The sequence below is a fragment of the Streptomyces sp. NPDC045899 genome, from assembly GCF_056431485.1.
The window spans coordinates 1-12,680 of sequence record NZ_JBWKKP010000032.1; the positions used below are offsets into that span (position 1 = coordinate 1).

3 protein-coding genes and 1 pseudogene are annotated in these 12,680 nt (G+C 67.4%); all 4 read right to left on the bottom strand.

The features are described from left to right. Nucleotides 1–10,778, bottom strand: a 10,778-nt coding sequence (locus AC07FT_RS32470; RefSeq protein WP_479179629.1) for a nucleotidyl transferase AbiEii/AbiGii toxin family protein, incomplete at its 3' end; no start/stop codon positions are given. A gap of 2 nt (nucleotides 10,779–10,780) precedes the next feature. Next, nucleotides 10,781–11,152: a hypothetical protein gene (locus AC07FT_RS32475; protein ID WP_479179631.1), complete on the bottom strand. Its 372-nt coding sequence runs from the start codon at nucleotides 11,150–11,152 to the stop codon at nucleotides 10,781–10,783. Nucleotides 11,153–11,156: 4 nt separating this feature from the next. Beyond that, complete coding sequence (locus AC07FT_RS32480; protein WP_479179632.1) at nucleotides 11,157–11,612, bottom strand: YbaB/EbfC family nucleoid-associated protein; 456 nt, start codon at nucleotides 11,610–11,612, stop codon at nucleotides 11,157–11,159. Between the two features lie 31 nt (nucleotides 11,613–11,643). Continuing rightward, nucleotides 11,644–12,680, bottom strand: a pseudogene (locus tag AC07FT_RS32485) (AAWKG family protein); the annotation flags it as partial.

Consider the following 12,680-nt stretch of genomic DNA (forward strand, 5'->3'; position numbering starts at 1 on the left):
TCGGTGTACTCCGTCGCCTCCGACAGACCCCGGTACGAATCCTTCCGCCGCTCCCAAGCCTGCGCATCGAACGACGCCAGCCCCACCACACGCCCACGCGCGTCCTTCACCTCACGCAACACCACACCCGACGACCAGACATTGGGCAGTGCGGAGGTTGCGGGCCGGGTAACCGCGTCGCGCAGGCTGGTGATCCAGTCGTCGAACGGCCTGGTGGCGAAGACATCGAGAAATTGGCTGGTCAGTCGGTTCCGCTTCGCTGCAGCCCCAGCCTGACGGGGAGACATCCCCCTGACGGCGGCGTTCGCTACCGCTCCAGCGTATTCCGCCGCGAGCGTTTCCTGCAGTTCGCGGCGCTTTTGCGGGAATTCTGTCGCATAGCGGTGGAGCGTCCGGAAATCCGTGACCTTCTCGAGCTGCTCGATTTCCGCGGTGATGTGTTCATTGATTCGGTCGAAGATCTTCTGGAGCGTGACAGCTTCCCGGCCTGAGGGCTTCGTCTCGGAAATGTCCCTCCGGAGCACATTCAGGTGCGCCGTCTGGGCGTCACGCTCGCTCCGCGCCATGTTCTGATGACGCGCAGCGATGGTCCGGGGATGCGGCGGAGCGGCCTCGTCCCGCAGGAGGTCGATCCAGCCCTGCGCCGGACTGGAAATGAACTCATTCACGAGCTGCTGCGCGAGGTCGATCGCCTTGAGAACGGCCTGTCGGTCCTCCCGAGAAGCCTTCGCACTGGTGGCAGCGGCCTGGCCGATCAGGCTTTCAAGCCTGTTGCGCATCGCGGCACGCTCACTCTTGAACGTGTCCGCGTATGAACGCAGGGTCTTGAAATCGGGGACGCTCCCGAGCTGCTCAATCTCTCTGTCGATACGCTCGTCGATGGCGCCGAAGAGATGAGACAGCATTCCGGCATCGCTGCCCGCCGGGAGAGCATTCTGGATCTTCCTGCGCAGCTGCTGCAGAGGCCAGTTGCGCTGGTCGCGCTCGCTCCGCGCAAGGGCCTGGTAGAAGGCCACGGTGTGCTGAAGTTCGCCACCGGGCTCCAGTACCAGAGGACGGCTACGGAACCCGCCGAAGGTGAGGGACTCCTTGGACGTGGCACTGGTCCAGTTCCGCTGACTGAGGATCTCCCAGCCCTCGGGGCCGTGCCACAGCAAGTTCGCGGTCTCGCCCAGCCGATCGTCCCCGTCCGGAAGATCGTCGGGGTGATATTCACCATGGCCGAACCAGTCAGTCGGTCGCATGTCCCGCCGGAAGTCCACGGAGTGGCGGACGTTCGACTCCGGGGACTGGTAGTGCCACGCCGTGAAGAGATCAGGATCCGGATGGGGCGTCACCACGAAGGCGAATCCAGTAACGGCAGGCGTCACCACGACATGAGGGCCGGACGCCTCGTCAGGATTTCGCGGTACCGCGGTATGCCCGACACTTCGCTCGGGTTCCGCCGTACTCCCCGTCAGATGGGGAACATAAGCAGCGTCCACATAGCCGCGATTGCCACGCACGGGTGGAAGTGCATCGGTCGGCAGACCGAGCGAGCGTATGGTCGCGTATTCACGCGCATACCACTCGACGGCAGGAGCCAGCGCATACACAGGCAGACCGTTGGCATCCTGCTGTCCGTCCGTGACCAGGACAAACTTGTGCCTGCCCAGAGCCGGATCGCTCAAAGCCCTGACGAAGGAGCGGCGGGCATTCGTGGAGAGCCCGGGAGCGTGAAGGGCAAGCCCCTTGTCGAGGTCCATGGAGAGAACGCTCGACGTCAAGAACGCCTTCGGATGCCGGACCAGCGCCTCCTCCGGGGAGAACACCGAGACAGCAGGCGTACTCAACGGAGATGTACGGGCGCCCGGCTGGGGTGTCCCGGCTGATGGAGCCGGGAAGCCGAGGTACTCGCCGATGGCCGTGAGGTCGATCGCGTCGAAACCGCGCTGAGCCGAGGTGATGTTGAGTTCGGCGAGCGCGACCTTCTTGCTGGTCTGCTTGCCGCCGTCGTGGCCTGCTGCCTTGCGCCACGGGAGGGGTAGCTCACTGCCGGTCCTGCCCACCATGGCAACCAGCCATTGGCCGGTCAGGGTCGGCACCTTGTTCACCGTGATGACCTGGTAGCCGATCGCCTTGTGCCACTCCCCCATCCGCTTGGCCTGGAGGTTCCCGGCCTCTTCAAGGTAACGCACCTGATGCCCGATCAGGGCGTAGGCCTCCAGGTTGCCACTGCGGAACCCCAGGTGCTTCAGCTGCCCGTCGGAGACGGACGAGAGGTGGTCGAAGAGCTGGAACTGATCGGCGCGGGCCTTGGACGGGAAGAGTCCGAGCCAGTCGTCGCTCTTCCAGAATTCCGTGATGTCGTGCACGTTGGGGTGTTCGGAGGCCAGTCGCTCCCATGCGTCACCGGGCTGACGGTCGCCCACGATGAGCACCGTGGTGTCAGGCGGCAGGGAGTCGGTGATCTGCTGGATCCCGGTCACACTCGTATCGTGCTGCGGATGCGGGCCTCCCTTCTTCCCGCTGAACCGTGACCACAACACGACATACGGCCCGCGCTCGGGTATACCGCGAGCGGAGAGGAAGTTCCGCACCTGCTCGGTGCGCGGGTGGTCCAGCCCCCAAGCGGCACGGACCTTTGCTCGCTCATGGTCCTGCTTGCCCCATCGGGAGACGACCTCATTCGAGGCATGGGACACCGGCTTCTGGAGATGGGCTGCTCGCAGCCCCTGCGGCACGGCCGGGGTCATCGCGTCATAGGGCAGGGCCTGGTTACCCCGGCTCGCCGCGGTGTAGAGCCGGTGCGGCCGCTCGGTGTGGAGGGTGTGGAGGCGTTCCTCCTGAGCACGGAGCTCGGCGTCCCGCTGGCCGGCCAGCTTGGACAGCTCGGCCTCGCGTGCCGGTGAGGGCGACGGATGGGTCCTGTGCAGCTTCTCCAACGCCTTGGCATGCCGGGCGTGAATCGGCGCCGTGAGGGACGCCCGGAGGAAGGAGCTGACCTGATCCCGGTGGTCGGGACCGGTGAGGACACCGACGTGAAGCCTGGGATTGAGGATCATGGCCGAGGCGAGGCCGAACACGTCTCCGGTGAAGTTGCCCGCCGTCAACACCAATGCGCGGAAGGGCCCGGGGCCGGCTCGGAAGGCGTCGGCCAGGTCAGTGAGCGTTCCGCGGAGCCGATCGATGTCCTGCTGCGTGGCGCCGAAGTCTCGCCACTCGGCTTCGAGCGACTCACGGGCCTTCTTGCTCTTCACCGACTGACCCAGAACAGCTGTGAGTTGTTCCTTCAGCGTGGGCGCCAGCCGTGACTGCTTGGCCAGCCTCTTGAGGTACGCCTCGCCTCGGCGCTGCTCGAGTTCGCCGACCAGCAGCAGATCGCTGCCAGGCTTCTCTCCCATGGCCCACAACAGGTCGAACAGGTCCTTGTGCTGCTTCTCGCCGGTACGTTCGGCCAGGGACTGCGCCTTGTCGAAGAGGGAATCGACCTGTGTCGGCGCCGTGATGCCACCGACGTCACGCGCGTCACCGTAGGAAAGACTGCTCGGACCGACAGTGATCTCGACCCCGTTCACCACACCGGTGAGCGCACGGCCATCCTTCTCATCCCTGACCAGGGCGTTCGGCCCACTGCCCGGGAAACGCTCGGCAATGGCCTGGTTGATCCGATCGGCGAATCCCCCCACATATGTGGTTTCGGGCATCCGGAAGTCCAGGTCCGCGATCGGCCGTGGACTGTCGAACAGCAGATTGATCTGAGCACCGCCGCCGAGCACGACAGGATGGCCGATATCCCGCATGAGCGCGCTGAATGCCCGGCCCACTGCCAGCTTCGCCTGATTGTTCCGCGCCGTGGCCTGCGGATCGACGGCGGACCGTGCGGACTCGGTCGGCGGCCGGGACGAGGACGAGGGCTCCGGCTGGGACGAGGACGAGGCGGCCGGCTGCTGGCTCGTCTCGACGCGTACCTCAAGGCTGATGGTGCCCCGACCGCCCTCGCCGTTGTACGAGAGCAGCAGCTTGTGGTTGGCGCCTGCCTTCAGCTTGTCCTTGGGCTTGGCCTGAATGGTGAGCGCGTCGGCCTGGTCGGCCGCGCCGATCCGCGCCAGCAGGAGAGGAACCAGATCATGGGCGTTGACACTGTCGCCGTCGACCGTGACGGTCAGCCGCTTGCCCTCACCGTCCTGCTCGCCAACAGCCTGATCCCAGCGCGCCTCGATATCCCTGGCCACCTCGGGCGCGGCACTGACCGCGACCTTCCCGAGACTGTCCTCCGGATCGGGGTAGGGCGTGCTGGTGTCGGTCGAAGGTTCGGTCCCCGGGTCATAGATCTCGGTCCCGCCATCAGGGTGGGCGATGACCCAGCGGCCCGGCTCACCGTTGGGACCCTCCAGCAGATGGATCTGCCCACCCTCGATGTTCGCCCCATACAACGGATGCATGACCGTCAGACCCGTGGCCCCGGCCACACGATGCGCGGCCATCTCATCAGCAAGCCCGTCACCGCAGTACAACATCGTGACGACCGTGCCAGGAGGCAGCTCCGCCAGACCCGGCCGCGACAGCGCCCAGTCCTCGACCCCGCTACCACTGACCTGCCGCACACCACCGTCGGCCAACGGCACCTTGATGAACGCCGTGCCACCATGCCCAGCCAGAGTGAACCGAGGACGATCCGCGAACGGCAACTTCCGCACCGCACTCGTCTGAGTCCCGTCCGAGGCCTTACGCCACTCCCGGTACACCGTCGCCCGGCTCGCCCGCTCCAACGCAGGACGCCGACGAGCGAACTCACCCGGAGAGAACGACGCCTCACCGACGCGCCTACCGCCCCCGCCCACGATGCTCTGCGCCACAGCCTGCCGATGCCACCCACGATCCACCCGACCGGTCCGGTGGGGCGTCGCGGTTGAGGGCGTCGAAGGGGCGGCCGGGAAGCCGAGGTACTCGCCGATGGTCGTGAGGTCTATCGGGTCGAAACCGCGCTGCGCCGAGGTGATGTTGAACGTGGCGAGTGCGGCACCCTTGCTGATGGGCTTGATGCCATGGTCGCCCGATTCCTTGCGCCATGGGACACGGACCTCGCTGCCGGTCTTGCCCGCCGTGGCGACCAGCCATTGGCCGGTCAGGGTCGGCACCTTGTTCACCGTGATGACCTGGTAGCCGATCGGCTTGTGCCACGGCTCCATCCGCTTGGCCTGGGAGTTTCCGGCCTCTTCCAGGTATCGCACCTGGTGCCCGATCAGGGCATAGGCCTCCAGGTTGCCGCTGCGGAACCCCAGGTGCTTCAGCTGCCCGTCGGAGACGGACGAGAGGTGGTCGAAGAGCTGGAACTGATCGGCGCGGGCCCCGGACGGGAAGAGCCCGAGCCAGTCGCCGCTCTTCCAGAATTCCGTGAGGTCATGCACGTTGGGGTGTTCGGAGGCCAGTCGCTCCCATGCACCACCGGGCTGACGGTCGCCCACGATGAGCACCGTGGTCTCAGGCGGCAGGGAATCGGTGATCTGCTGGATCCCGGTCACACTCGTATCGTGCTGCGGATGCGGGCCTCCCTTCTTGCCGCTGAACCGCGACCACAAAACGACATACGGCCCGCGCTCGGGTATCCCACGAGACGCGAGGAAACTCCGGACCTGCTCGGTGCTGGGCCTGTCCAGACCCCACGCAGCGCGGATCTTGACGCGCTCATGACCCTGGTTGCCCCATCGAGAGACAACCTCGCGGGAGACATAGGACACCGGCTTCTGGAGATGAACGGCTCGCAGCCGCTTCGGCACGGCCGGAATCATCGCGTCGTAGGGCAGGGCCTGATCGCGCCGGGTCGCCGCGGTGTACAGGGGGTGAGGGGCCTCGGTGTGGAGGGTGTGGAGGCGTTCCTCCTGAGCACGGAGCTCGGCGTCCCGCTGGCCGGTGAGCTTCGACAGCTCGGCCTCGCGTGCCGGGGAGGACTTCGGATGGGTTGTGTTCAGCCGCTCCAACGCCTTGGTGTACCGGGCGTGAATCGGCGCGGTGAGGGATGTCCGGAGGAAGGAGCTGACCTGATCCCGGTGGTCGGGACCGGTGAGGACGCCGACGTGAAGCCTGGGGTTGAGGACCATGGCCGAGGCGAGACCGAACACATCTCCGGTGAAGTTGCCCGCCGTCAACACCAGGGCACGGAACGGCCCGGAACCGGCTTGGAAAGTGTCGGCCAGGTCGGCGAGCGTCCCTCGGAGCCGTTCGATGTCCTGCTCCGTGGCACCGAAATCACGCCACTCGGCTTCGAGCAACTCGCGGGCTTTCTTGCTCTTGATCAACTCTGTGAGGACGTTGCGCAGTTGGTTCTTCAGGTTGGGCGCAAACCGTGGCTGCTTGGCCGCCCTCTTGAGGTACGCCTCGCCTCGGCGCTGATCAAGCTCGTCAGCCAGCCGCACATCGCCATCCGGCATATTTCCGAGCGCCCACAGCAGGTCGAACAGGTCCTTGTGCTGCTTCTCGCCCGTACGTTCGGCCAGGGACTGCGCCTTGTCGAAGAGGGAATCGACCTGTGTCGGCGCCGTGATGCCACCGACTTCACGCGCGTCACCGTAGGAGAGACTGCTCGGACCGACAGTGATCTCGACCCCGTTCACCACACCGGTGAGCGCACGGCCATCCTTCTCATCCCTGACCAGGGCGTTCGGCCCACTGCCCGGGAAACGCTCGGCAATGGCCTGGTTGATCCGATCGGCGAACTCCCTCACATAGTCGACTGAGGGCATCCGGAAGTCCAGGTCCGCGATCGGCCGTGGACTGTTGAAGAGCAGATTGATCTGAGCACCGCCGCCGAGCACAACAGGGAGGCCCATCTCCTCCATGAGCTCGCTGAACTCCCGGCCCACAGCGAGTTTCTTCTGATTGTTCCGCGCCGTCGCCCGCGGATCGGGGGCGGACCGTGCGGACTCGGTCAGCGGCCGGGACGAGGACGAGGCGGTCGGCTGCTGGCTCGTCTCGACGCGTACCTCAAGGCTGATGGTGCCCCGGCCGCCCTCGCCGTTGTACGAGAGCAGCAGCTTGTGGTTGGCGCCTGCCTTCAGCTTGTCCTTGGGCTTGGCCTGAATGGTGAGCGCGTCGGCCTGGTCGGCCGCGCCGATCCGCGCCAGCAGGAGAGGAACCAGATCATGGGCGTTGACACTGTCGCCGTCGACCGTGACGGTCAGCCGCTTGCCCTCACCATCCTGCTCGCCAACAGCCTGATCCCAGCGCGCCTCGATATCCCTGGCCACCTCGGGCGCGGCACTGACCGCGACCTTCCCAAGGCTGTCCTGTGGGTTGGGGTAGGGCGTGCTGGTGTCAGATGTGGTCTCCGCCGAAGAATCGCTCTCCGGGTCATGGATCTCGGTCCCGCCACCAGGGCGGGCGATGACCCAGCGGCCCGGCTCACCGTTGGGACCCTCCAGCAGATGGATCTGCCCACCCTCGATGTTCGCCCCATACAACGGATGCATCACCGTCAGACCCGTGGCATCCGCCACCTGATGTGCGGCCATCTCATCGCCCAGACCGTCGCCGCAGTACAGCATCGTGACGACCGTGCCAGGAGCCAGTTCCGCAAGACCCGGCCGCGACAGCGCCCAGTCCTTGACCCCACTACCACTGACCTCGCGTACACCACCGTCAGCCAACGACACCTTGATGAAGGCCGTACCACCATGCCCAGCCAGAGTGAACCGAGGACGATCCGCGAACGGCAACTTCCGCACCGCACTCGTCTGCGTCCCATCGGAAGCCTTACGCCACTCCCGATAAACCGTCGCCCGGCTCGCCCGCTCCAACGCAGGACGCCGACGAGCGAACTCACCCGGAGAGAACGACGCCTCACCGACGCGCCTACCGCCCCCGCCCACGATGCTCTGCGCCACAGCCTGCCGATGCCACCCACGATCCACCCGACCCGTCGACGAGGTCGACGGTTGGGGCTTCACCTGGGCAGTCCGAGGAGCCTGATCCCGCGCGCCGCTCGGTACGGTGACGCTCTCGGCGGCCTTTGCGCTCTCGGCGCTCCCGGCCGTCTGCCGCGGGGCCGGGGCGGGTGTCCCGAGGTCACGCGGACCGTCGGACGAGGTGGTGATGGGCATCGCCGGGACGGTGGAGGCGGGGTCGTCGGACGTGGTGGGGACGGCGTCGGTGGCGTCCTCGATGGTCCGAAGCTGTTCCAGGGGAACGGCCGGGCCCGGCAGTCCGTCCGGGCCGGTCTCGCCGTACCCGTCCGTCAGTCCGGTGTAACGCATCACCCGGCGCAGCGCCGCCGTGTCCTCGCGCCGTCGGCGCTCCTGCTCGGCCGGGGCGGTGGCAGGACCCTCGGAGTACGTGGGCACATGGAGCTGGCCGTCGCTCGGGGACGTGTCCGAGGTGCTGAGCTCCACGGCCCCGGGATGGTCCGGGGCGTCGACGAGCTTCAGCTCGACGTGGAGCTGATCGCCCGAGCGGGGCAGCGGCAGACCGTGGTTGACATGGGTGTCGAGGAGACCGGTCAACCGGTCCTGCACGGACTGGAGTTGTGCGGGATCGGAACCGTCGGCGAGCCGGACGGGCAGTTCCAGCGACAGCTGCCGCACCCAGCGGCCGTCGTCGGCCTGCACGCGCTGCACCGAGGGACGGACCGCGTTCTCGGGCCCGGCGACGGGTGTCACGGGAGCCGTCGGGGTGTGCGGCGCAGGGAGCGGCTCCGGGGTGTACACCGGCTCCGCTGTCCGGGCGGTCTCGTCCTGGTCCGTCGCCGTGGCGTCGGCGGCGGACGCCTCGCGGCTTCCGGGACGTGCGAACGGATCGGAGGCGTCCTGCTGGTGTGACCGCCACTGTTCGGGACGCACGGGGTCGCGGACCGGGTCGACCAGACGGGGCTGGGCACCCCGGTCGGACTCCGCCGGAACCCCCGGAGCCGTGGGGCCGGTGTCCACGGCGTCCTGGTCCTCGGTGCCGGACGTCGCGGACTCCTGCTCGCTCCCGTCGAGGGCGGTGCCGTCGCCCGTTTCCTGCCGCGTGGAATCCTGCTGGGTGGTGGCGGGTGAGGTGTTGCCGTGGGTGGCGTCCGCCGGGCCGGTGGCCGAACGCCCGGTCGGCCCCTGGTGGGTGTCAGGTGTGGTGCGCGGGGTGCCGGTGGTGTCCGGTGTGCCGTCGGGCAGTGTCCCCTCGTCCGGGGTCGTGCCTTCCGGAGTGGTGTCTTCCTGGAGCGTTCCGTCGGGGAGGGGCGTCTCCGGTGTGCTCCGGTCGAGATCGCGGGGACGCGACGGCGAGGAGGTGGTGTCCCCGGTGGACGAGTGCGGCAGCGGTGACGCGGTCGTGTCCGGGCGTGAGGTGGCGGTCGTGTCCGGCAGGGACGCGGGAGTGGTGTCCGGCAGTGGATCGGGGGTGGTGGTTCCCGTCTTGCCGGTGGGCAACGGTGCCGCAGCCGGATCGGTGTCCGCGAACGGCGCGGTCTCCTCGTAGTCGGACCAGTCGGTGATGTTCGAGGCGGTGTCGTCGAAGGTGGTGTCCGATCCCCCGATGGACTCGGTGTCGGAGTCGAAGAGGGACTCGGTGTCGGAGTCCGGGTAGGGATCCGTCTCCGCGTACGGATCCGCCGTCGTGAGGGGGTCGTTGTCCAGGACACCGTCGCCGTCGACGTCGACCGGCGTGGGGGCGGTCGTGGTTGGCACGGGCGCGGTGACCGGCGGGGTGACGGTCGTGGGTGCTGTGACCGTCGGGGTGGTGGTGACCGGCGGCGGTTCGTGCGGGGTCGGAACGGCGGCGGGCGGGGTGGACGTCTTGGAGCCGCCGTGGCCGGAACCGCCGCCCAGCACGGAGTCCGGTCCGGGCAGCGGATTGTGCGTGGCGAAGACGTTCCTGCCACCGAAGAACTTGTTGTTCAGGTCCTTGCCGATGTTCTCGATGGCGGTCTCGATGAGAAGTTCGGAGACGGCGCTGACGCCGCCGCCCCACAGCGTCATCGGGTCGAACTTCCACTTGCCCTCGAAGGCACCGTTGATCAGCACCTCGGCGGCGGACTCACCGGGTCCCTCACTGGCGAAGGCCCGGAAGATCTCTCCCCCGAACTTCGCCCACTTGTTGTCACCGAAGTTCTTGAACTGGTGCTTGAAGATGTTGCCGATGAACTGGGAGAGCGCGCTGGAGAAGAAGCCGGCCAGGGCGCCGAAGGCCGCAGACTTGCCGATGTTGCCCCAGTCGATGCCGTCGGGGCGCCGGTCGCCGTCGTTCAGAATCAGCATCGTCATCCGCGTCGCGAAGGTGACGAACGCCTCCTCCAGGGCTTCGGTGAAGGACGGCATCAGATGCGTGGAGCGCAGCAGCCGGTCGAGCGTCATCAGGATCGCGACGGTGCTCCGGGCCTTGGCAGCGGCACCCTCGCTGAAGGACAGCCCACCGGTGAAGAAGGACAGCGCGGCGATGATGGCGAGCTGAGCCATCAGCATGATGATCTCGGCGATGATCTCGAACTTCGACTCCATGATGTTTCTGGAGTGCTGTATTTGGTTCTTTGCCAGCTGCCCTCTGAGCTGCTGGGCGAGTTCGGACAGCGGATCCGAGCCGTTGCCGCCGATCAGCGGCGCCATCGCCTCTTTGTACTGCCGGGCGACGGCAGGCGGCAGCGCCCCATCAACCTTGTTCACCAGGTCCGTGATGGTGTCGCGCAGCGCCACCACACGGTCGGCCCAGTCCTCGAAGGGGGTGCTACTGCTGAACGCCAAGTCCGACGACGCCTGCAGCGGCATCTGGCCCAGCAGGGCAACGAGCAGTCTTCGCTCGTCGTCGTTGAACTCAATGCTGTCCGGGATCACGCTCAGTGCTTTCCGCTACCGCTCTCGCCGACGTTGTGCGTCGCCGCCTTGGCCTCCTGCATGTTGTCCATGGCGAAGTTCTGGGCCTTCTTGATACCCATGATCTCCTGGAGCCGTCCGCCGCCGATACTGGCGACGGCCGCACCGATGGCCGTGAAGGTCGCCCGCACGGAGTCGACGTCCTTCCGGTACTGAGCGCCCGCCTCCTTCGCGAATTCGTCGTCGATCCCGTACCAGTTCGAGTACGGCTCGAGGTCGGCCACGAAGTCATGGCCCATGGAGCGGACCGACTTGGCGACCCGCTCGTTCTCGTCGAGGAAGCTCTGGAGCCGACCGGGGTCGGCCTCGAACTTGTCGTCATATCCGAAACTCATCGCGCTACCTCTTCTCCCCGTCCTCGTGGATCTCATCGCGCAGCCCGTCACTGGCCCCGCCGCGTGTGCTCGCGCCACGGGCCACCGTGTCCGTGAGCGGTCCGAAGATCTGGTCCCAGTCGACACCGGAGCCCTCGATATGGGGCCTGGCTCCCGCGGTTTCGGACAGGGGCCGGAAGGTGTCCAGCACCGTCTGCGCCATCTGTGCCTGTGCCTGCCGGGCCGCCTCCATCACGGACGCGGACAGCTGCGATGCGCCCAGGTTCCGGTACTTGCCGTCGAGGAACTTCACCTCGCTCAGCTGCCCCTGTGCGTTGACGGTGACCTCCACGCTGCGGTCGCGGGATCGCACGGTGACCGACGCGGTGCTCAGCTGCTCCTGCGCATGCGCCACGGCCTTCTTGGTCTCTTCCAGCTGGGCCACGGCCTTGGCCAGCCGGTCCTTGATCGATTCGCTCACGACCGTCCTTCCCTCGCTCCGTTCACTGTGCTCAACGTCCGATCACCGCGGGCGCGCCGCCCTCGTCGGTACCCCAGACGTCCTCGTCCTCCTCCATCCAGGAGGCGCGTTCGCGGTCGGCCGACTCCGTCTGCTGACCGCCGCCTCCCATGCCGCCACCGGGTGGCATGAAGGGCATACCGCCGGACATGGTCGAGGTGCCGCCCCGGGTCGCGACGGGCACCTCCTCCTCCTGGTAGCCGCCCCGTGCCTGGCTGGGAACGCGCCGGGTCATGGGCTGCCCGTCGTCCATGACACCGCGGACGCGCTCGCTCTCGTTCGCACCGCCGCCGGTGGTCATGCCGTTGATGCGGGTGCCGGGGGGCAGCATCGGCATACCGCCGCCCGGCCCGTTGCCGGAGCCGAGTCCGTGCTGGGACGGGTCGCCCGAGCCTGGGAGCTGGTCGTACAGCTCCTCCTCGTAGCCCTCGCCGTCGTACGAGGGCGAGTAGACCGAGCCGCCGTGTGAGCCACCGGGGAGGGATGCGCCACCGAGCTCACTGGGGAGTGTCTGGCCGCGTTCGATGGGGGTGGTGACGGTCGTGCCATCGGGCTGGTGGTTGGTGAGCGTCCCCTTGTCCGGGTCCAGGACGCTGCGGCTCCCGTCGGGGAACTCCGTGGTGAGAGTGCCGTCACGGCCCATGGTGGTGACGGAGCCGTCGCTGTTGGTGATCGAGTGTCCGGGGCTCAGCGAGTCGGAGATATGGGAACCGTCGGGCAGGGTCGTCGAGACGTCGCCGCCGGGCATCTCGATGGTGCGGGAGCTGCCGTCCGGGTAGTCCATGGTGACCGACCCGTCGGGGTTGAGCGTGGTCGTGGCGCCGTTCTCGCCGGGGAGTCCGGAGTCCGGACCGAGGTCGCCGAGCCCGCGTCCGCCGCCGAGTCCGAGTTCGCCGGCCTGCTTGTTGTAACGCTCCTCGGCTTCCTTCTGCTTCTGCTCCTGCTCGGCCTCCAACTGCTGCTGGCGCTTCTCGGCTTCCTGCTCTTTCTGTTCCTGCTTGGCCTCCTGCTCGGCCTGCTTCTGCTCCG

Bases quoted from the DNA above. Each gene is read 5' to 3' on its own strand.
- AC07FT_RS32475 (WP_479179631.1), bottom strand. From the start codon at position 11,152: ATGAGTTTCGGATATGACGACAAGTTCGAGGCCGACCCCGGTCGGCTC.